A 20,519-nucleotide genomic window follows, 5' to 3' on the forward strand; every position below is an offset into this window, starting at 1 on the left:
CAGGAGTTGAATATGAAAGCATCGGAACTCCGCGGCAAAGACCAGGAAGCGCTGCAGAAGGAGCTGAACGAGCTGCTGAAGGCCCAATTCGGTCTGCGCATGCAAGTCGCCACCCAGCAGCTCGGTAACACCTCGCAGCTGAAGAAAGTACGTCGCGATATCGCGCGTGTGAAGACTGTGATGAACACGAAGGAAGCCAAATGAACGACACCACTAAAACGGCGCTGAAGCGTACGCTGGTCGGTAAAGTCGTGTCCGACAAAATGGACAAGACGGTAACCGTCCTGATCGAACGTCACGTCAAGCACCCGCTGTACGGCAAGATCATCGTGCGCTCGAACAAGTATCACGCGCACGACGAAGCGAATGAAGCGAAAATCGGTGACACCGTCGAGATCGCAGAAGGTCGTCCGATCTCGAAGACGAAGGCGTGGACTGTGACCAAAGTGTTGCAAGTCGCACAGGTACTGTAAGTACCCATAAAATTTGTCTTGCGTGGCCCGCTGGTATCTGGGATACTAGCGGGCTTCGTTCATGTGTTGCCGCAGTTATCCCCCGCGGTACAGCGGCCTGTAACGAAAGTGTATTTGGAAAGTCCAATCACCCAAACATGGGGCTCCAGCAGGGGCGTCATGGCGGGACCAAGACTGACCGCAGGCCCACGGTTCTCCGTGGGGTTTTCTACGGCTTAAGTTGGGAAAGAAACTACTATGATTCAAACCGAAAGCCGGCTCGAAGTAGCCGACAACACCGGTGCCAAGGAAGTTCTGTGCATCAAGGTGTTGGGTGGCTCGAAGCGCCGTTACGCGAGCATTGGCGACATCATCAAGGTCACCGTGAAAGTCGCAGCCCCACGTGGCCGCGTCAAAAAGGGTGAAATTTACAATGCCGTGGTTGTGCGTACCGCCAAAGGTGTGCGCCGCCAGGATGGTTCCCTGGTCAAGTTCGACGGCAATGCCGCTGTCCTGCTGAACGCCAAGCTGGAGCCAATCGGTACCCGTATCTTCGGACCAGTCACGCGCGAACTGCGCACTGAAAAGTTCATGAAGATCGTGTCGCTGGCACCTGAAGTTCTGTAAGGATTCGACATGGATAAGATTCGTAAAAACGACGAAGTCATCGTTCTGGCCGGTAAGGACAAGGGCAAGCGTGGCGTCGTTCAGAAGCGTGTAGACGCTGAACACGTCATCGTCGAAGGCGTCAACGTCGCTAAGAAAGCGACCAAGCCTAACCCGATGACCGGTGTTACTGGTGGTATCGTCGACAAGACTATGCCGATTCACGTGTCGAATGTCGCGCTGTTCAACGCTGCGACCGGCAAGGCAGATCGCGTTGGCTTCAAAGACCAGGACGGCAAAAAAGTCCGCGTCTTCAAGTCGAGCGGCGAAGTAGTGAAAGGGTAAGAAGAAATGGCCCGTCTCCAAGCAATTTACAAAGACAAAGTCGTTGCCGAGCTGACCGAGAAATTCGGTTACAAGTCGGTGATGGAAGTGCCGCGTCTGACCAAGATCACCCTGAACATGGGTCTGTCGGAAGCAGTCGCTGACAAGAAGATCATCGAGCACGCCACCGGCGACCTGACCAAGATCGCTGGCCAGAAGCCAGTCGTGACCAAGGCTCGCAAGGCAATCGCAGGTTTCAAGATCCGCGAAGGCTACCCGATCGGCACGATGGTGACCCTGCGCGGCGCCCGCATGTACGAATTCCTGGACCGTTTCATCACCGTGGCCCTGCCACGCGTGCGTGACTTCCGTGGCGTGAGCGGCAAATCGTTCGATGGTCGTGGCAACTACAACATCGGTGTCAAAGAGCAGATCATCTTCCCAGAGATCGACTACGACAAGATCGATGCACTGCGCGGCATGAACATCTCGATCACCACGACTGCTAAGACCGACGAAGAAGCCAAAGCGCTGCTCGCCGCCTTCAAATTCCCGTTCAGGAACTAAGAGCATGGCAAAACTTGCACTGATTAACCGCGAACAGAAGCGTGCAGACCTGGTGGAGAAATTCGCCCCGAAGCGTGCAGCTCTGAAAGCAATCATCGACGACCAGTCGAAGTCGGAAGAAGAACGTTACGAAGCGCGCCTGAAGCTGCAGGCGCTGCCGCGTAACTCGGCACCGACCCGTCAGCGTAACCGCTGCGCCATCACTGGCCGTCCACGTGGCACTTTCCGTAAATTCGGTCTGGCACGTACCAAACTCCGCGAATTCGCCATGAAGGGCGAAATTCCGGGTATGACCAAAGCAAGCTGGTAATAGGAGAATATGCAATGAGTATGAGCGATCCTATCGCCGATATGCTGACCCGCATTCGCAACGCACAAGTTGTTCAGAAAACCACGGTCGCAATGCCGTCGTCGAAAGTCAAGGTTGCCATTGCCAACGTCCTGAAGGACGAGGGTTACATTGAAGATTTCGCAGTGTCGTCGGCTGACGGCAAATCGGAACTGAAAATCGGTTTGAAGTATTACACTGGCCGTCCGGTCATCGAGCGCCTCGAGCGCGTGTCCCGTCCTGGCCTGCGTATCTACAAGGGCAAAGACGAGATCCCAACCGTCATGAACGGCCTGGGCGTGGCAATCGTGTCGACTCCGCAAGGCGTCATGACTGATCGCAAAGCACGCGCTACCGGTGTCGGTGGCGAAGTGATTTGCTACGTGGCTTAAGGAGTAGACGATGTCTCGAGTAGCTAAGATGCCAATCGCAGTCCCAGCCGGTGCCGAAGTCGCGATCAACGCGTCGTCGATCACCGTCAAGGGCCCGCTGGGCACCCTGACCCAAGCCCTGAACGGCCTGGTCAAAGTGGAAAACAACAATGGCACGCTGACCTTCGACGTGATCGACGATTCGCGTGAATCGAACGCCATGTCGGGCACCCTGCGTGCACTGGTCAACAACATGGTCACCGGCGTCACCAAGGGCTTCGAGAAGAAGCTGAACCTGGTCGGCGTGGGCTACAAGGCAGCAGTGCAGGGCAACGCCCTGAACCTGTCGCTGGGCTTCTCGCACCCGGTCCTGCACGCGATGCCTGAAGGCGTCACCGCAGCGACCCCGACCCCGACCGAGATCCTGATCAAGGGTATCGATCGTCAAAAGGTCGGCCAGGTTGCCGCCGAAGTTCGCGCTTACCGCTCCCCTGAGCCTTACAAGGGCAAGGGCGTCCGTTATTCGGACGAAGTGGTCAAGCTTAAAGAAACCAAGAAGAAATAATCGGAGCAGACATGGACAAGAAACAATCCCGTCTGCGTCGTGGCCGTCAGACCCGCATCAAGATCGCCCAGCTGGGTGTGAACCGTCTGTCGGTTCACCGCACCAACCTGCACATCTACGCGAACCTGATCAGCCCGGACGCAAAAGTACTGGTGTCGGCTTCGACCCTGGAAGCGGAAGTGCGCGCCGAACTGGCTGGCCAGACCGGCGCTGGCGGCAACGCTGCAGCAGCTGCCCTGGTTGGCAAGCGCGTCGCAGAAAAAGCACTGAAAGCAGGAATCACCGAAGTTGCGTTCGATCGCTCGGGTTTCCGTTACCACGGTCGGGTGAAGGCGCTGGCGGAAGCCGCGCGTGAAGCCGGTCTGAAGTTCTAAGGAAGAATCGTCATGGCAAAAATGCAAGCGAAAATGGCAAGCGACAAGCCGGATGATGGCATGCGCGAAAAAATGATCGCGATCAACCGCGTGACCAAAGTGGTCAAGGGTGGTCGTATCATGGGTTTTGCAGCGCTGACCGTTGTCGGTGACGGCGATGGCCGCATCGGCATGGGCAAGGGCAAGTCGAAGGAAGTTCCAGTCGGCGTGCAAAAAGCGATGGAAGAAGCCCGCCGCAACCTGATCAAGGTGCCACTCAAGAACGGTACCCTGCATCACACCGTGTCCGGTCGTCACGGCGCCTCGCGCGTCATGATGATGCCAGCGAAGCCTGGTACCGGCGTGATCGCTGGTGGCGCAATGCGCGCTATCTTCGAAGTGATGGGCGTGACCGACGTGGTCGCCAAGTCGACCGGTTCGTCGAATCCTTACAACCTGGTGCGCGCAACTCTCGACGGCCTGTCGAAGATGAGCACCGCGGCTGACATCGCTGCCAAGCGCGGCAAGTCGGTCGAAGACATCGTCGGTTAAGGAGAACTCACATGGCAAACACCGTTAAAGTTCAGCTCGTCAAGGGCCTGATCGGTACCCGTCAAGACCACCGTGCCACCGTGCGCGGCCTGGGCCTGCGTCGCGTCAACTCGGTCTCCGAGCTGCAAGACACCCCAGCCGTACGTGGCATGATCAACAAAGTCTCGTACCTCGTGAAAGTTGTTTCGTAAGCCCTCGGGCTTGCGAACGGAGAAATCAATGGAACTCAATACCATTCAACCAGCTGACGGCGCCAAGCACTACAAGCGTCGTGTTGGTCGCGGCATTGGCTCCGGCCTGGGCAAGACTGCCGGCCGTGGTCACAAGGGTCAGAAATCGCGTTCGGGCGGCTTCCACAAAGTCGGCTTCGAAGGCGGTCAGATGCCTCTGCAGCGCCGTCTGCCAAAGCGCGGCTTCAAATCGCTGAACGCCACCTTCAAGGCTGAAGTGCGTCTGTCCGACCTGAACAACCTGGCTGTCGGCGACGTCGACATCCTGGTGCTCAAGCAGGCAGGCATCCTGTCGGTCGTGGCTCGCGACGTGCGCGTCATCCTGTCCGGCGAGATCACCAAAGCGGTGAACCTCAAGGGCCTGAAAGCGACCGCTGGCGCGAAAGCAGCGATCGAAGCAGCTGGCGGCTCGGTCGCGTAAAGCGGCCGCTGCCTGATCGGAGCAAAAATTGGCGACTAATTCACAACTTGGTAAAAGCGCCGCTTCCGGATTCCCCTGGGGCCGGCTGTGGTTTTTGCTTGGCGCATTGGTCGTGTACCGCATCGGTGCTCACATCCCGGTTCCCGGGATTGACCCGGTGCAGCTCGCTGCGCTGTTCAAGCAGAACGAGGGCGGCATCCTGGGCATGTTCAACATGTTCTCGGGTGGCGCCTTGTCCCGCTTTACCGTGTTCGCGCTCGGCATCATGCCTTACATTTCGGCTTCGATCATCATGCAGCTTGCATCGATCGTCTCGCCGCAACTCGAGGCGTTGAAGAAAGAGGGCGAGGCCGGCCGCCGCAAGATCACCCAGTACACCCGTTACTTCACGGTGGCACTGGCGTTGTTCCAGGCGTTCGGCATCGCAGTCGCGCTCGAGGCGCAGCCTGGCCTGGTCATCGACCCAGGTCTGGCGTTCCGCTTCGTGACCGTGGTGACCCTCCTGACCGGCACCATGTTCCTGATGTGGCTGGGCGAGCAGATCACCGAGCGTGGTCTTGGCAACGGCATTTCGATCATCATCTTCGCCGGCATCGCAGCAGGTCTGCCTTCGGCCCTGGGCGGCTTGTTCACCCTGGTCTCGAACGGCTCGATCGGCAGCTTCTCGGCCATCCTGATCGTGGTCCTGGTGGCTGCGGTGACGTATGCGGTGGTGTTCGTGGAACGCGGACAGCGCAAGATCCTGGTCAATTACGCCAAACGCCAGGTCGGCAACAAGATCTACGGTGGCCAAACCAGCCACCTGCCCTTGAAGCTGAACATGGCAGGCGTGATCCCGCCGATCTTCGCGTCGTCGATCATTCTGTTCCCGGCGACGATCGTCGACTGGTTCACGCGCGGCAAGGATTCGTCCGGCCCCGTGATCGGGTTCCTGAAGGATCTGGCGGCGTCGATGGCGCCAGGCGAGCCAATCCACGCGTTGCTGTATGCGGTGGCGATCGTGTTCTTCTGCTTCTTTTACACCGCGCTGGTATTCAACAGCAAGGAAACGGCGGACAACTTGAAGAAGAGCGGCGCGTTTGTTCCGGGCATCCGTCCGGGCGAGCAGACCGCGCGCTATATCGACAAGATCCTGATGCGCCTGACCCTGGCCGGTGCAGTCTATATCACCCTGGTGTGCCTGGTGCCGGAGTTCATGACCGCGCAGTGGAAGGTTCCCTTCTACTTCGGTGGCACGTCGCTCCTGATCATCGTGGTGGTGACGATGGACTTCATGGCACAAGTGCAGAACTACGTCATGTCGCAGCAATATGATTCCCTGCTGCGTAAGGCTAACTTCAAGGGTGGAGTTCCTACGCGATAAGCGGGGAGTGCATAGAGCGAATGGCAAAAGACGACGTCATCCAAATGCAAGGGGAGATCCTCGAGAATCTCCCAAACGCGACGTTCCGCGTAAAGCTGGAAAACGGCCATGTGGTCCTGGGGCATATCTCGGGTAAAATGCGGATGAACTATATCCGCATTCTCCCGGGTGACAAGGTGACGGTGGAGTTGACTCCGTATGACCTGTCCCGGGCCCGCATCGTGTTCCGCACCAAGTAAAAACATCATCAAGTAAACGAACCGAAGAGAGTGCAAAATGAAAGTTAACGCTTCAGTCAAGCGGATCTGCCGCAACTGCAAGATCATCAAGCGCAAAGGCGTGGTCCGTGTGATCTGCGTCGAGCCGCGTCACAAGCAGCGTCAAGGTTAATCGAGGAATAACGAATGGCACGTATTGCAGGGGTTAACATCCCAAATCATCAGCACACCGTTATCGGCCTGACGGCTATCTACGGTATTGGCCGTCCGCGCTCGCAGAAGATCTGCGACGCAACCGGTATCGCGACCACCAAGAAGGTCAAGGACCTGGACGATAACGAACTCGAGAAGCTGCGCGACGAAGTCGGCAAGTTTGTCGTGGAAGGTGACCTGCGCCGCGAGCTGTCCATGAACATCAAGCGTCTGATGGACCTGGGTTGCTACCGCGGCATGCGTCACCGTAAGGGCCTGCCGGTCCGTGGTCAGCGTACCCGCACGAATGCTCGTACCCGTAAAGGTCCGCGCAAGGCAGCTCAATCGCTCAAGAAATAATCTAGGAACCGACTATGGCCAAGCAACAAAGCAGCGCAGCAGCAGCACGTGTGCGCAAGAAAGTGAAGAAGAACGTTGCCGAGGGCATCGCCCACGTGCACGCTTCGTTCAACAACACGATCATCACCATCACCGACCGCCAGGGCAACGCCCTGTCGTGGGCAACCTCCGGTGGCGCCGGCTTCAAGGGTTCGCGCAAATCGACCCCGTTCGCGGCTCAGGTCGCTGCCGAAGCTGCAGGCAAGGTCGCTCAGGAATCGGGCGTGAAAAACCTGGAAGTGCGCATCAAGGGCCCAGGCCCAGGCCGTGAATCGGCTGTGCGCGCTCTGAACAACCTCGGCATCAAGATCACCGAGATCCAGGACGTTACCCCAGTTCCACACAACGGCTGCCGTCCGCCGAAGCGTCGCCGTATCTAAGACATCGGGACATCGGGCAATCGGAGCGCCGCCTGGCGTTTCCCGGCCCGGTCCGTGTCTGGAACACGACGCACGGGGCGCACGCCCCGTTGTGTTTTACGAGAACGCCGGTGCAGTTGCCCAGAAATGGGTTATACTGCCCGGCTCTTGTCGCCTGCCATCCCTGATGGCGGGCGATGTTGTAAGCCACGTCTGGCCTCATGCAGAGCCGGACTAGCGCCTGGGTGCATGGGGTTTGCCCATGCGTCTCTGGGGCGTGATCAAATATTAAAGGAAATCTAACGTGGCACGTTATATCGGACCAAAAGCAAAACTGTCGCGCCGTGAAGGCACCGACCTGTTCCTGAAGAGCGCACGTCGCTCGCTCGATTCGAAGTGCAAACTGGACGTCAAGCCAGGCCAGCACGGCGTCAAGTCGGGCGCCCGCACCTCGGACTACGGCAACCAGCTGCGCGAAAAGCAGAAGGTCAAGCGTATCTACGGCGTGCTGGAGCGTCAGTTCCGCCGCTACTTCGCCGAAGCGAACCGCCGCAAGGGCAACACCGGCGAAACCCTGCTGAAGCTGCTGGAATCGCGCCTGGACAACGTCGCTTACCGCATGGGCTTCGGCTCGACCCGCGCCGAAGCACGCCAGCTGGTGAGCCACAAGGCCTTCACCGTGAACGGCAACGTCGTGAACATCGCGTCGTACCAGGTCAAGACCGGCGACGTCATCGCTGTTCGTGAAAAAGCCAAGAAGCAAGTGCGTATCGCTGAAGCGCTGTCGCTGGCCGAACAAATCGGCTTCCCGAGCTGGGTCTCGGTCGACGCGAAGAAGCTGGAAGGCACCTTCCGTTCGTTCCCGGAGCGTAACGAAATCGCTGCCGACGTCAACGAAGCGCTGATCGTCGAACTGTACTCGCGTTAATTGACAAATCGAGCGGCGCGCCGCTCGATTTGTCATCCCCGCGAAGGCGGGGACCCAAGTTCTGCATCCGAAGTTGCAAACTTGGGTTCCCGCCTCCGCGGGAACGACATGGTGGTGGTGGTGCAAGCGCAGCGATCAAGGATCGGCCTTGCAGCGGACAGACAATCCCCGGATCGAAGTTTTCATCATTCCTGTCGCACAGAATCGTTTTACCCGCCTGCCATTGTGCAGGCGTTCTCTATAAAGCCATCAGCCTTATCGGTGTAACGAGCCGAGGGTATTGAAAAGGACTCATTCATGCAAAATAGTTTGTTGAAGCCACGTATCATCGACGTCGAAGCACTGGGCGCCGGCCACGCGAAAGTCGTGATGGAGCCGTTCGAGCGTGGCTATGGCCACACTCTCGGCAACGCACTGCGTCGCGTCCTGCTGTCGTCGATGGTGGGCTACGCGCCGACCGAAGTGACGATCGCTGGTGTCGTGCATGAATATTCGTCGCTGGATGGCGTGCAGGAAGACGTCGTCGACCTGCTGCTGAACCTGAAGGGCGTGGTCTTCAAAGTCCACAACCGCGATTCCGTCACCCTGACCCTGAAGAAGGAAGGCGAAGGCGCCGTCCTGGCTTCGGACATCGACCTGCCGCACGACGTCGAACTGATCAACCCTGACCACGTCATCGCCCACCTGACCGCAGGCGGCAAGCTGGACATGCAGATCAAGGTCGAGAAGGGTCGCGGCTACGTGCCGGGCAACGTCCGTCGCCTGTCGGAAGACACCAACAAGACCATCGGCCGCATCATCCTGGACGCATCGTTCTCGCCGGTGCGCCGCGTGTCGTACGCCGTGGAATCGGCCCGTGTCGAACAGCGTACCGACCTGGACAAGCTGATCATCAACATCGAGACCAACGGCGTCATCACCCCGGAAGAAGCGATCCGCCAGTCGGCGCGCGTGCTGGTCGACCAGCTGAACGTGTTCGCCGCCCTGGAAGGCACCGAAGCCGCCGCCGAAGCGCCGTCGCGCGCACCGCTGGTCGATCCGATCCTGCTGCGTCCGGTCGACGACCTGGAACTGACCGTCCGTTCGGCCAACTGCCTGAAAGCAGAAAACATCTACTACATCGGCGACCTGATCCAGCGTTCGGAAAACGAACTGCTCAAGACGCCGAACCTGGGCCGCAAGTCGCTCAACGAAATCAAGGAAGTCCTTGCTTCGCGCGGCCTGACCCTGGGCATGAAACTCGAGAACTGGCCACCAGCCGGCCTGGAAAAGTAATCAGAAGTTCTGCAGTACCCCGCCCGGGCACAGTGTTCGGGCGGATTCAACCTTGAACCGGTCCGCGGTCATGCGCAAGTGTGAACGATCGAAGAACTGGATTTAGAAAACACCGAAAGGAAATACCATGCGTCACCGTCACGGCCTTCGTAAACTGAACCGTACCTCGTCCCACCGTCTGGCAATGCTGCGCAACATGACTGTTTCGCTGCTGCGTCACGAAGCCATCAAGACCACCGTCCCGAAAGCCAAGGAACTGCGTCGCGTCATCGAACCGATCCTGACCCTGGGCAAGACCGACACCCTGGCCAACAAGCGCCTGGCCTTCGCTCGCCTGCGCGACCGCGAAATGGTCCAGAAGCTGTTCGCTGAACTGGGTCCGCGCTACGCCAACCGCAACGGCGGCTACCTGCGTATCCTGAAGATGGGCTTCCGCGTTGGCGACAATGCGCCTATGGCCTACGTCGAACTGCTGGACCGTCCAGAAGTCACCTCGGCTGAAGAAGCACCGACCGCCGAGTAATCGACTGTCACCGCAAAAAAGACCAGGCCTCGCGCCTGGTTTTTTTTCGTCCCTGCCAAGGATGAGTTCCGGCGCGAAGCGGGCAGGCGGTGTACCATGCCCGGTGCAGTAACTTCCACGAGAGACCATGGTTCGATTTTCCGCCCGCCGCCTGCTGCAGGCCTGCCTGACGCTATTCGCCGTCCTCGCCCTGTTTACCGCGCTGCCCGCCCGCGCCGAGCAGGACTTCCTCGATCCCGCCGTCGCCTTCCGTTTCGACGCGCGCATGGCGGACCCGCAGACCGCCGAGATCACCTACACCATCGCGCCCGCCTACTACATGTACCGCGAGCGCTTCGCGTTCCGGGCCAGCGGCGCCGGCGTCACGCTGGGCGAGCCGCAGGTCCCGCCGGGCAAGGTGAAGTACGACCCGACCTTCGAGAAGGATCTCGAGACCCATGCCGGCACCCTGGTCATCCGGATCCCGGTCGAGGGCACCGGTCCGTTTACGCTGACGGCCACCAGCCAGGGCTGCGCCGACGCCGGCCTGTGCTATCCGCCGCAGGAGCACAGCGTCAACCTCGGCGCGGGTGGCGCGCCGCCCGCGTCCGGCCTGCCGATCGGGGGCGCTGCGACGCAGGGCGGCATGTCGACGCCGTCGTCCGCATCGCTGGCCGATACGCCGGCAGCGGCTGCCGCTGCGCCGCAATCGGACCTGTCGACCATCGCCGGCATCCTCGGCGGCGGCAGCCTGCTGGCCATCGTGCCGGCCTTCATCCTGCTCGGCCTGGGCCTGGCGTTCACCCCCTGCGTGCTGCCGATGGTGCCGATCCTGTCATCGATCATCGTGGGCGAGGGCAAGCACGTGAGCCGTTCGCGCGGCTTCGCGCTGTCGCTGGCGTATTCGCTGGGCATGGCGATCGTCTACACCCTGCTCGGCGTCGCCGCCGGCCTGGCCGGTGAAGGCCTGGCCGCCGCGCTGCAGAATCCCTGGGTGCTGGGCGCCTTCGCGCTGTTGATCGTGGCCATGTCGCTGTCGATGTTCGGTTTCTATCAGTTACAACTGCCTAACACCTTGCAGACCCGCTTGACGCAGGTATCCAACAGCCAGCAGGGCGGCAAGCTGCTCGGCGTATTCATCATGGGCGCCATCTCGGCCCTGATCGTGGGTCCCTGCGTGGCGGCGCCGCTGGCCGGCGCCCTGGTCTACATCAGCCAGACGCGCGACGTCTTCATCGGCGGCGCGGCGCTGTTCTCGATGGCGGTGGGGATGAGCATTCCGCTGCTGCTGGTGGGCCTGTCGGCCGGAACGCTGCTGCCGCGGGTGGGGCCGTGGATGGAGTCGGTCAAGCGCCTGTTCGGCGTGCTGATGCTGGCGATGGCGATCTGGCTGGTGGCGCCGGTGATCCCGGGCGCGGCCCAGATGCTGCTGTGGGCGGCGCTGCTGCTGGGGTATGGCTTCTATCTGCTGCGCCATACCCGCCATTGGGCGGCGATGGCCTTCGGCGCGGCGTTCGCGGTGCTGGGAGCGACCCAGCTGGTGGGCATCGCCAGCGGCGGGCGCGACGCCTGGGCGCCGCTGGCGCACCTGGGCGGCGCGCCGCAGGACCACGCTCTGGCGTTCAGCCGCATCAAGACCGTGGACCAGCTCGACGCCGCGCTGGCGGCCAACGCCGGCAAGACCGTGATGCTCGATTTTTACGCCGACTGGTGCGTGTCGTGCAAGGAGATGGAAAAGTTCACCTTCGTCGATCCGGCCGTGCAGGAAAAGCTCGCCGATACCGTGCTGCTGCAGGTCGACGTGACGGCCAACGACGCCGACGACAAGGCCATGCTCAAGCGCTTCGGGCTGTTCGGGCCGCCGGGCATCATCCTGTTCGATGGCGCCGGCAACGAAATCCCGGACAGCCGGGTGATCGGCTTCCAGAACGCGGAGAAGTTCCTGGCGTCGCTGCAGCGGCTGCAACGGTAAGGTCGGCGGCAGCGCCGCCAACCCTGCCGGCGCTGGCTCACGCGTTCGCGCGCTGGCCGTGCTGGCCGTGATGGCCATGGTGACCGTGGTGACGCGGTCCCTTGCGGTGCTTGGCCTGCTCATCGAAGGTCTTGCGCTGCTCCGGCGTCAGCTGGGCATAGAAGCTGTTCAGGGCCGACAGCCGCGCCTCCATGCGCGCGGTGCGCTCCTTCTGCATCGCGATCTGCTTCTCCATGCGTTGCGGGGCAGTCAGGCTGGCCCAGGCGGCGCGGTCGGGACGGCCGGTGCGCTCGCCTTTATTTGGCGGCGCCATGCTGGCCACGAAGGCGTCCCAGGCCGGCTGCTGCTGCGCATTGAGCTTGAGCGCGTCGCGCAGCTTGGCCTGGCGTTCGGCGCGCTTCTGTTCCATCTTCGCGCGCCGTTCGCCGGCCTTGGCCTGCCATTCGGCCTTCTTGGCCAGGCGTTGCTCGGCCGTCAGGGCCGGCCGGCCTTCGGCGGGGGCGGCGGTCTGGGCCTGGACGCCGACAGTGGCGCAAGCCAGGCCGGCAGCGGTAAGAGCGATCACGAGGTTCTTGCGGAGGGTGTTCATGGTTCTTCCTTTGTGAGAGTCTGGTTGACGTGCATCCGAAACGCTCGCTGCACGGTTCCCATCTTGCGCACAAACTGTAACCGCGGGGTTTCCCCTGTCTCGGACATTGTATCAATATGTTTCGGGCCTATTTGCTTATACACAGCGATACAAAATGCTCGTCCGGGCTATGCATAAACTCGGATAATTGAGGTTATGGATACTCCCTCTACGATTCTGATCGTCGACGACGACCGCGACATCCGGAGCCTGCTGGCCGACTACCTCGAGTCGAACGGCTACCGGACGCTGGCCGCCGCCGATGGCAACGCGATGTGGAAGGCGCTCGACGAAACCCGCCCCGACCTCATCGTGCTCGACCTGAACATGCCCGGCGACGACGGGCTGACGCTGTGCCGCAAGCTGCGCGCCACCTCGACCCTGCCGGTCATCATGCTGACCGCCCGCAACGAGCCGCTGGACCGCATCCTCGGCCTCGAGATGGGCGCCGACGACTACCTGCCCAAGCCTTTCGAGCCGCGCGAACTGCTGGCGCGCATCCGCAGCGTGCTGCGCCGCTCGCACGCCATGCCGTCCAACACGCCGTCCGAGAACGTGCAGCAGATGCGCTTCTCGGGCTGGACGCTCGACCTCACCGCGCGCCACCTGCTCAACCCGGACGGCATCGTGATCATGCTGTCGGGCGCTGAATTCCGCCTGCTGCGCGTGTTCCTCGAGCACCCCAACCGCGTGCTCAACCGCGACCAGCTGCTCAACCTCACCCAAGGCCGCGACGCCGACCCGTTCGACCGCTCGATCGACATCCAGATCAGCCGCCTGCGCCAGAAGCTGGGCGAGGACGCGCGCATGCCCCAGATCATCAAGACGGTCCGCAACGGTGGCTACGTGCTGGCCGGCCAGGTGACGGTGGAGCCGGCAGCGTGAAGGATTTCTTCGGGTCGATGACGGGCCGGGTGTTCCTGACGCTGCTGCTGGGCGTGTGGATCTCGGCCGCGCTGACCCAGCTGGCGGCCGACTACCAGCGCTGGCGCGACTGGGAGCGCCAGCTCGACCAGCACCGGCTGGAGCGCGCTGAGCAATTGATCATGGCCACCGAGATCGTGCCGGCCGAGGCGCGCTCGATCTACCTCGAGGTCGCCAACCGTCCCGGCCTGGAGCTCGCAGTCAGCGACACCCAGCCGGCCCCGGCCCCGGCCACGACCTTCGCCCGCCAGCTGGCATCGCGCCTGGGCAAGGGCTACCGGGTCGAATCGGTCGTGGCCCGCCCGGCCGCCTGCGACACCGCACAGCGCGTGCCGATGATGTACGGGCTGCTCAGCATGGGTTATGGCGGCGCCTGCGAATCGCTCAACGTGCACCTGCGCGATGGCGCCGAGCTGCGCCTGTCGGTGCTGCCGCCGCGCCTGGTCCGGGACGGCGACACCGACCTGCGCGTCCTGGTGGCCCTGTTCATGATCAGCATCGCCGTGCTGGCCTACCTGGTGGCGCGCATGACCACCCGGCCGTTCAAGCAGCTGGCCCAGGCCGCGCAAGACCTGGGGCAGGACATCAACCGCCCGCCGCTCGACCTCACCGGCGCCAGCGAGATCCGCCAGGCCAGCGCCGCCTTCAATGCGATGCAGGCGCGCATCCGCCAGTACATCTTCCAGCGCACGCAGATGCTGGCCGCGATCACCCACGACCTGCAGACGCCGCTCACGCGCATGCGCCTGCGGCTCGAGAAGGTGGCCGACGGCGAACTGCAGGAACGCCTGATCGGCGACCTGTCGGCCATGCAGGAAATGGTGCGCGAAGGCCTGGTGCTGGCGCGCAGCATGGACACCACCGAGGCGATGCAGATGCTGGACCTCGATTCGCTGCTGGAGGCGGTGTGCGCCGACGCCAGCGACGCCGGCCAGGAAGTCACGCTGCAGGGCAAGGCCACGATGGCGGTGCTGGGCCGGCCGCTCGACCTGCGCCGCTGCCTGGGCAACCTGATCGACAACGCGGTGAAGTACGGCCGCGATGCGCGCGTCTGTGTCGACCGCGTCAACGGCGCCGCACGGGTGCGCATCCGCGACAGCGGGCCGGGCATTCCGAGGAGCGAACTGGGACGGGTGTTCGACCCGTTCTACCGGGTCGAGACCTCGCGCTCGCGCGAATCGGGCGGCACCGGCCTGGGGCTGACGATCGCACGCAACGTCACCGAGCAGCATGGCGGCACCATCACCCTGACCAACCATGCGGAAGGGGGACTGGAAGTGACCTTGATGCTGCCGGCCTACTATCCGAACAAATTGGTCAGCAAATAGCGAAGCGCCAAACGTAATACACCAAGCGGTAACAACACTGTGGGACAATGCGGCGCCCTCATCCAGGGCAAGCGGCAGGGCCGCCACGATCAATGATGGAGTCGCCGACAATGGGCGGCAAGGGACAAGAATGAAGAAGAAGAATGTCGGCGTCATCGCCGGAATTGCGGCGCTGGTCGTGGCTGGCGGCTGGTACATGAACCAGGGTAACGACGCCAAGGCGGAGGCAGGCGCGGGCCGGGGGCCGGGCGGCCAGCCGCCGGTGACCGTCAACGTGGTCGCGCCCGAGCGGCGCGACGTCGGCGTCGAACTGTTCGCCAACGGCACCGTGACCCCGGTGCGCACCGTCAACCTGCATCCCCAGACCGTCACCACGATCCGCGCCGTGCATATCCGCGAAGGCCAGTTCGTCAAGGAAGGCCAGCTGATGTTCTCGCTCGACGACCGCGCCGACCTGGCCAACGTCGCCCGCGCCGAAGCGCAAGTGGCGCGCGACTCGGCCACCCTGGCCGACCTCGAGCGCCAGTACAAGCGCAGCCAGGAACTGGTGGCGCAGAACTTCCTGGCCCAGAGCGCGCTCGACTCCCTGCTCAGCCAGGTCGAAGCCCAGCGCGCCCTGGTGCAGTCGAACCAGGCGGCGGCGCGCGCCACGCGCGTGAGCGCCAGCTACACCACGATCCGGGCGCCGATGACGGGCCGGGTCGGCGCCATCGACGTCCATCCGGGCACCCTGGTGCAGATGAGCACCTCGCTCACCACCATCACCCAGCTCGACCCGATCAACGTGTCGTTCACCTTGCCGGAATCGACCCTCGGCCCGCTGCTGGCGGCGCAGAAGCAGGGCAACGTCGAAGTGCGCGTCAACCAGGGCAACGGCGCGGGCAACGGCGCCGGCAGCGGCAAGGAAGAGACCCCACCGGTGGTCGGCCGCCTGAGCTTCATCGACAACGCGGTCGATCCGCAGGCCGGCACCATCCGCGTGAAGGGCGAGTTCGCCAACCGCGACACCACCCTGTGGCCGGGCCAGTACGTGACCGCCAACGTGGTGGTGCAAACGCTGAAGAATGCGGTGGTGATCCCGCAGAGCGCCATCATCACGGCATCCAACGGCACCTTCGTCTATGTGCTGGGCGAGGGCGACTCGGCGCGCCAGGTGCCGGTGCAGCGCGTCTACGCCTTCGGCGACCGCGCCGCCGTCACCGGCCTGAATGGCGACGAACGGGTCATCACCGAGGGCAAGCAGAACCTGCGTCCGGGCGGCAAGGTGCGCCTGGCAGGGCAGGGCGCCAGGCCGGCCGCGCCGGCCCCCGCGCCAGCGCCAACCAAGCAGGGCGAGCAGGCATGAATCTGTCCGAACTGTGTATCCGCCGTCCGGTGATGGTGGTGCTGCTGTCGCTCAGCCTGGTGCTGGTCGGCATCCTGTCGTACATGCAGATCCCGGTCGCGGCACTGCCCAGCTATAACACGCCGGTCATCAACGTCTACGCCAACCTGGCCGGGGCCAGCCCCGAGACGATGGCGTCCTCGGTGGCGCTGCCGCTCGAGAAGCAGTTCTCGACCATCGCCGGCATCAAGCTGATCACCTCGACCAGCACCCAGGGCGACACCAATATCGTGCTGGAGTTCGATAACGAGATCGACGTCGACAAGGCGGCGGTGGACGTCCAGGCGGCCCTGCTGGTGGCCCAGCGCCGGCTGCCGCTCGAGATGACCGAGATGCCGTCCTACCGCAAGGTCAACCCGGCCGACGCCCCGATCCTGTTCATGCACCTGACCTCGCCGTCGATGGACTTGTCGGAGCTGAACGACTACGCCGAAAACCTGATCTCGCCGGCGATCTCGACCGTGCAAGGCGTCTCGCAAGTCTCGATCAACGGCGGCAAGCGCTTCGCCGTGCGCGTGCGCGCCCGTTCCGACCTGATGAACGCCCGCAACATCTCGATGGACGAGCTGGCGGCGGCCCTGCGCGCGGCCAACTCGAACACGCCGCTGGGCATCCTCGACGGCCCGACCCAGGCGCTGACCATCCAGGGCGGCGGCCAGCTGATGCGGGCGGCCGACTTCGCCAACCTGATCGTCGCCACCCGCGACGGCCTGCCGGTGCGCCTGCGGGACATCGCCGACGTGCAGGACAGCTACCAGTCGGTCAAGGCCATGGGCAGCCTGAACGGCGAGCGCTCGATCTCGCTGATGGTGCAGCGCCAGCCGAACGCGAACACCGTGCAGGTGGTCGATGCGGTGCGGGCGCTGATCCCACGCTTTGAGGGGCAACTACCTGCATCTATCAAGATCGAGCTGGTCAACGACCGCTCGCTGTCGATCCGCGAAGCGATCCACGACGTCAACCTGACCCTGGGCGGCACCGTGCTGCTGGTGATCCTGGTGATCTTCCTGTTCCTGCACCGCGCGGCGGCCACCTTCATCCCGGCGGTGACGGTGCCGATCTCGCTGCTGGGCGCGCTGTCGCTGCTGTACTGGCTCGGCTACAGCCTGGACAACATCTCGCTGCTCGGTATCACGCTGGCGGTCGGCCTGGTGGTCGACGATGCGATCGTGGTGCTCGAAAATATCGTGCGCCATATGGAGATGGGCAAGAAGCCGATGGCCGCGGCCCTCATCGGCGCGCGCGAGGTGGGCTTCACCATCATCTCGATCTCGATCTCGCTGGTGGCGGTGTTCATCCCGATCTTCTTCATGCCGGGCGTGATCGGCCTGCTGTTCCGCGAATTCGCCGTGATCGTCGGCCTGGCGGTGCTGGTTTCGGCACTGGTCTCGCTGACCCTGGTGCCGATGCTGTGCTCGCGCCTGCTCAAGGATGGCGGCCACGTCGAGCCGAAAGACATGTCGTGGATCGGCCGCCGCTTCGAAGCCGGCTTCACCCGGGTGCGCAACGGCTATGGCCGCACCCTCGACCTGGCGCTGCGCCACCGGTTCGTGGTGCTGATGCTGGCGCTGGGCACCTTCGTGCTGACCGGCGTGCTGTATTCCACCATGCCGAAGGGCTTCTTCCCTGAAGAAGACATCGGCCAGATCCGCGTGATGGTCGAAGCGTCGGAAGACACCTCGTCGATGGCGCTGGCCGAGCTGCAGGGCAAGGTGGTCGACATCATCCGCGCCAATCCCTACGTGAAGGACACGACCTCGTTCAGCGGCGGCGGCAATACCGGCCGCATGTTCCTGGTGCTGAAAGACCGCGGCGAACGTCCGCCGATGGACCTGGTGATCGACGACCTGCGCAAGGCCACCCGCGCGGTGCCGGGCGTGCAGGTCTTCATGTCGCCGCAGCAGAACCTGCAGCTGGGCGGGCGCCAGAGCAAGGCGCGCTACCAGTACACGCTGCAGAGCGTGTCGGGCGGCGAGATCAATGGCTGGGCCGAGCGATTCCTGGAAGGCATGCGCAAGGACGAGCGCTTCCGCGACGTCAACAGCGACTCGCAGAACAAGGCGCTGCAGGCGACCGTGGACATCGACCGCGACAAGGCGGCGCTCCTGGGCGTGGAGATGGACGACATCCGCACCGTGATGTACGCCTCGTTCGGCGAACGCCAGGTCTCGACCATCTATTCGACGGCGGCGAGCTACTACGTGATCCTGGAAGCGGCCGCGAGCGACCGCTACTACGACGAGGCGCTGTCGCGGGTCTCGGTGCGCTCCAAGAGCGGCGAGCTGGTCAAGCTCTCCAGCATCGCCTCGGTGCGCCGCACGGTCGGCCCGCTGCAGGTCAACCACCAGGGCCAGCTGCAGGCGATCACCCTGTCGTTCAACCTGGCGCCGGGGGTGCCGCTGGGCGACGCCACCGCCGCCATCGAAGACATGGGCCGCGCCATGAAGCTGCCGGCCTCGGTCATCGCGACCTATGGCGGCGACGCCGCCGTGTTCCAGGACACGCAATCGAGCCAGCTGATCCTGATCATCGCCGCAGTCGGCGTCATCTACGTGCTGCTGGGTGTGCTGTACGAGAGCTATATCCACCCGCTGACCATCCTGGCCGGCCTGCCGTCGGCCGCCGTCGGGGCGCTGATCACCTTGTGGGTCTTCGACAAGGACCTGACGCTGATCGCCATGATCGGCATCCTGATGCTGATCGGCATCGTCAAGAAGAACGCGATCATGATGATCGACTTCGCGCTCGACGCCCAGCGCAACCTGGGCATGAGTCCGCAAGAGGCGATCCGCGAAGCCTGCATCCTGCGCTTCCGCCCGATCCTGATGACGACCCTGGCGGCGCTGATGGGCGCGCTGCCGATCGCGCTGGGCATCGGTGCCGGCGCCGAGCTGCGCCAGCCGCTGGGCCTGGCCGTGTGCGGCGGCCTGATCTTCTCTCAAGTCATCACCCTGTACATCACCCCGGTGATCTACCTGTACCTGGACCGCTACAGCGGCACCGGCCCGATGACCGACGAGCAGATCGCGAAGGCCGACCAGGAGCACGTGGCGCATCCGGCGGCGCCGGTCCACCCCGTGCACCCGGCCTGAGCGGCCACCACGTGCGCCGACCGGCCGCCAGTATTGGAAGCTGCACTGTCCGATACTGGCGGCCGGAAACATTTGGTAACAACCATCAACGCCCGGGATGGGAAGGCGAGGCGGCGCGCGTGATGCGTCGGCGCCGCAAAACAGTTAGACTGCGACTCTCTGCCGTTTTTTTAGACGTGGCTTCCAGGAAATCGATCGATCTTGCGTGACCATTCCCACACCTACGACCAGGACAGCGAAGTGTGTTCCCATTGCGGGCAGCCACTGCCGCCGCCAGGACTGCGCTATGGGCTGGGGCTAGCCTACGGGCGCAAGAAGCCGAGCCGCTACGGCGTGGCCGGCACGGTCGCCGTCCACCTGCTGCTGGTGCTGCTGTGGTTCTATGAGCCGAAGGAACCGGAGCAGCGCACGGCCCGGCCGGCCTCGGAAGACCAGGGCGACAGCCAGGTCGTCTATGTGGCGCCGCTGCAGGAAACCTCGCCCGTCGAAGCCGCGCCGCGGCCGACGCCGCGGCCCCTGCCGGCGCCGCCGGTGCCGCGTGTGGAACAGGAACGCATCATCGTCCAGCGCTTGCCGGACACCATCACGGTTCCCGACGAGCGTCCCGCGCCCCCGGCCCCGCCGCAACCGCAGCGCCAGCAGCCGCCCACCGAAGTGCCGCCCGACATGGACATGGCGGCCTATGTGAAAGCCCAGCGCGAGCGCCGCGGCGCGCCGACCGGCAGCGAAGTGCCGGCCCAGGAAAGCGACGCCGCGCGCGGCACCCGCAACGCGCTGGCGAACATCGCCGCCATCAACGGCCGCGGCACCGACGACAGCAACGAGACGGGCGGCATTTTCTCGGTGTCGAACAAGACCTTCAACACCATGGACCTCAAGTTCCGCGGCTGGAACCCGAGCTTCAAGCGGCGCTGGCTGACCGCGGTGACGGTGGAGCAGGGCAGCGAGCGCGACATCGAGACGGCCGTGATCAAGAAGATGATCGAGCTGATCCGGCGCGAGAAAAAGGGCGATTTCGAGTGGGATTCGCACCGCCTGGGACGCGTGGTGAAACTCAGCGCACGGCCGCAGGATACCGATCAGCTGATGACCTTCCTGTACAAGGAAATGTTCCCCGATTACAGGCCGGTGCCGGGCAGGTGATCGCGCCGCCTTTTCGTCGCGCCGCCTATTCATCGTGACAATA

General features: G+C 63.2%; 27 protein-coding genes. 26 read left to right on the plus strand and 1 reads right to left on the minus strand.

What is annotated here, in order from left to right; translation table 11 throughout:
* The first annotated feature begins 12 nt into the window (after positions 1-12).
* The 21 genes from rpmC (at position 13) to dsbD (ending at position 11,977) form a co-directional block, all read left to right on the plus strand.
* Positions 13-204, plus strand: a complete 192-nt coding sequence (gene rpmC / locus ABIB38_RS02905; protein WP_123069940.1) for a 50S ribosomal protein L29 — start codon at positions 13-15, stop codon at positions 202-204.
* Complete coding sequence (gene rpsQ / locus ABIB38_RS02910; protein ID WP_005663453.1) at positions 201-473, plus strand: 30S ribosomal protein S17; 273 nt, start codon at positions 201-203, stop codon at positions 471-473. The genes rpmC and rpsQ overlap by 4 nt, the downstream gene beginning before the upstream one ends.
* A gap of 237 nt (positions 474-710) precedes the next feature.
* Positions 711-1,079, plus strand: a complete 369-nt coding sequence (gene rplN / locus ABIB38_RS02915) for a 50S ribosomal protein L14 (protein WP_005663451.1) — start codon at positions 711-713, stop codon at positions 1,077-1,079.
* 9 nt (positions 1,080-1,088) lie between these two features.
* Positions 1,089-1,403 (plus strand): 50S ribosomal protein L24, encoded by a 315-nt coding sequence (rplX, locus tag ABIB38_RS02920; protein WP_091877211.1) that lies wholly within the window; start codon positions 1,089-1,091, stop codon positions 1,401-1,403.
* A 6-nt stretch (positions 1,404-1,409) separates the two neighbouring features.
* Positions 1,410-1,949 (plus strand): 50S ribosomal protein L5, encoded by a 540-nt coding sequence (gene rplE, locus ABIB38_RS02925; protein ID WP_005663447.1) that lies wholly within the window; start codon positions 1,410-1,412, stop codon positions 1,947-1,949.
* A gap of 4 nt (positions 1,950-1,953) precedes the next feature.
* Positions 1,954-2,259: a 30S ribosomal protein S14 gene (rpsN, locus tag ABIB38_RS02930; protein ID WP_123069943.1), complete on the plus strand. Its 306-nt coding sequence runs from the start codon at positions 1,954-1,956 to the stop codon at positions 2,257-2,259.
* A gap of 14 nt (positions 2,260-2,273) precedes the next feature.
* Complete coding sequence (rpsH, locus tag ABIB38_RS02935; protein ID WP_123069944.1) at positions 2,274-2,669, plus strand: 30S ribosomal protein S8; 396 nt, start codon at positions 2,274-2,276, stop codon at positions 2,667-2,669.
* Positions 2,670-2,679: 10 nt separating this feature from the next.
* Positions 2,680-3,213, plus strand: coding sequence for a 50S ribosomal protein L6 (gene rplF, locus ABIB38_RS02940; protein ID WP_429201598.1), 534 nt, complete (start codon positions 2,680-2,682; stop codon positions 3,211-3,213).
* An 11-nt stretch (positions 3,214-3,224) separates the two neighbouring features.
* Positions 3,225-3,587, plus strand: a complete 363-nt coding sequence (gene rplR, locus ABIB38_RS02945) for a 50S ribosomal protein L18 (RefSeq protein WP_123069946.1) — start codon at positions 3,225-3,227, stop codon at positions 3,585-3,587.
* Positions 3,588-3,599: 12 nt separating this feature from the next.
* Positions 3,600-4,118 carry a 30S ribosomal protein S5 gene (gene rpsE, locus ABIB38_RS02950; RefSeq protein ID WP_005663437.1) on the plus strand — a complete coding sequence of 173 codons (519 nt, stop codon included), beginning with the start codon at positions 3,600-3,602 and terminating at the stop codon, positions 4,116-4,118.
* A gap of 11 nt (positions 4,119-4,129) precedes the next feature.
* Positions 4,130-4,309, plus strand: coding sequence for a 50S ribosomal protein L30 (gene rpmD / locus ABIB38_RS02955; RefSeq protein WP_429201601.1), 180 nt, complete (start codon positions 4,130-4,132; stop codon positions 4,307-4,309).
* Between the two features lie 28 nt (positions 4,310-4,337).
* Positions 4,338-4,769 carry a 50S ribosomal protein L15 gene (gene rplO, locus ABIB38_RS02960; protein WP_137172335.1) on the plus strand — a complete coding sequence of 144 codons (432 nt, stop codon included), beginning with the start codon at positions 4,338-4,340 and terminating at the stop codon, positions 4,767-4,769.
* A 28-nt stretch (positions 4,770-4,797) separates the two neighbouring features.
* Positions 4,798-6,132 carry a preprotein translocase subunit SecY gene (secY, locus tag ABIB38_RS02965; RefSeq protein WP_429201602.1) on the plus strand — a complete coding sequence of 445 codons (1,335 nt, stop codon included), beginning with the start codon at positions 4,798-4,800 and terminating at the stop codon, positions 6,130-6,132.
* Between the two features lie 20 nt (positions 6,133-6,152).
* Positions 6,153-6,371 carry a translation initiation factor IF-1 gene (gene infA, locus ABIB38_RS02970; RefSeq protein ID WP_005663428.1) on the plus strand — a complete coding sequence of 73 codons (219 nt, stop codon included), beginning with the start codon at positions 6,153-6,155 and terminating at the stop codon, positions 6,369-6,371.
* 37 nt (positions 6,372-6,408) lie between these two features.
* Positions 6,409-6,522: a 50S ribosomal protein L36 gene (gene rpmJ / locus ABIB38_RS02975; protein ID WP_005663407.1), complete on the plus strand. Its 114-nt coding sequence runs from the start codon at positions 6,409-6,411 to the stop codon at positions 6,520-6,522.
* Positions 6,523-6,536: 14 nt separating this feature from the next.
* The gene (rpsM, locus tag ABIB38_RS02980) at positions 6,537-6,902 is read left to right on the plus strand and encodes a 30S ribosomal protein S13 (RefSeq protein WP_429201607.1); all 366 of its coding nucleotides are present in this window, start codon (positions 6,537-6,539) and stop codon (positions 6,900-6,902) included.
* A gap of 14 nt (positions 6,903-6,916) precedes the next feature.
* Positions 6,917-7,321 (plus strand): 30S ribosomal protein S11, encoded by a 405-nt coding sequence (gene rpsK, locus ABIB38_RS02985; RefSeq protein WP_005663404.1) that lies wholly within the window; start codon positions 6,917-6,919, stop codon positions 7,319-7,321.
* Between the two features lie 283 nt (positions 7,322-7,604).
* Entirely contained in the window at positions 7,605-8,228 is a 624-nt protein-coding gene (gene rpsD / locus ABIB38_RS02990; protein WP_429201609.1) for a 30S ribosomal protein S4, read from the plus strand.
* A 297-nt stretch (positions 8,229-8,525) separates the two neighbouring features.
* Positions 8,526-9,503, plus strand: coding sequence for a DNA-directed RNA polymerase subunit alpha (locus ABIB38_RS02995; protein WP_005663401.1), 978 nt, complete (start codon positions 8,526-8,528; stop codon positions 9,501-9,503).
* 127 nt (positions 9,504-9,630) lie between these two features.
* Positions 9,631-10,026, plus strand: a complete 396-nt coding sequence (gene rplQ, locus ABIB38_RS03000; RefSeq protein WP_005663400.1) for a 50S ribosomal protein L17 — start codon at positions 9,631-9,633, stop codon at positions 10,024-10,026.
* A gap of 127 nt (positions 10,027-10,153) precedes the next feature.
* Positions 10,154-11,977: a protein-disulfide reductase DsbD gene (gene dsbD / locus ABIB38_RS03005; RefSeq protein ID WP_429201612.1), complete on the plus strand. Its 1,824-nt coding sequence runs from the start codon at positions 10,154-10,156 to the stop codon at positions 11,975-11,977.
* A gap of 37 nt (positions 11,978-12,014) precedes the next feature.
* On the opposite strand, the gene ABIB38_RS03010 is transcribed toward dsbD, so the two are convergent.
* Positions 12,015-12,566: a Spy/CpxP family protein refolding chaperone gene (locus ABIB38_RS03010; protein ID WP_429201614.1), complete on the minus strand. Its 552-nt coding sequence runs from the start codon at positions 12,564-12,566 to the stop codon at positions 12,015-12,017.
* Positions 12,567-12,761: 195 nt separating this feature from the next.
* On the opposite strand from ABIB38_RS03010, the gene ABIB38_RS03015 reads away from it, so the two are divergent.
* From ABIB38_RS03015 to ABIB38_RS03035, 5 genes are all read left to right on the plus strand, one after another.
* Positions 12,762-13,490, plus strand: a complete 729-nt coding sequence (locus tag ABIB38_RS03015; RefSeq protein WP_429201615.1) for a response regulator — start codon at positions 12,762-12,764, stop codon at positions 13,488-13,490.
* Complete coding sequence (locus ABIB38_RS03020; protein ID WP_429201617.1) at positions 13,487-14,857, plus strand: ATP-binding protein; 1,371 nt, start codon at positions 13,487-13,489, stop codon at positions 14,855-14,857. Before ABIB38_RS03015 ends, ABIB38_RS03020 begins: the two co-directional genes overlap by 4 nt.
* Before the next feature lie 130 nt (positions 14,858-14,987).
* Positions 14,988-16,202 (plus strand): efflux RND transporter periplasmic adaptor subunit, encoded by a 1,215-nt coding sequence (locus tag ABIB38_RS03025; protein WP_429201618.1) that lies wholly within the window; start codon positions 14,988-14,990, stop codon positions 16,200-16,202.
* The gene (locus tag ABIB38_RS03030) at positions 16,199-19,333 is read left to right on the plus strand and encodes an efflux RND transporter permease subunit (protein WP_429201620.1); all 3,135 of its coding nucleotides are present in this window, start codon (positions 16,199-16,201) and stop codon (positions 19,331-19,333) included. Before ABIB38_RS03025 ends, ABIB38_RS03030 begins: the two co-directional genes overlap by 4 nt.
* A gap of 201 nt (positions 19,334-19,534) precedes the next feature.
* Complete coding sequence (locus ABIB38_RS03035) at positions 19,535-20,476, plus strand: hypothetical protein (RefSeq protein ID WP_429201621.1); 942 nt, start codon at positions 19,535-19,537, stop codon at positions 20,474-20,476.
* Positions 20,477-20,519: the final 43 nt, after the last annotated feature.

The organism is Massilia sp. UYP11, assembly GCF_050434805.1.
Classification (GTDB): Bacteria; Pseudomonadota; Gammaproteobacteria; order Burkholderiales; family Burkholderiaceae_D; genus Telluria.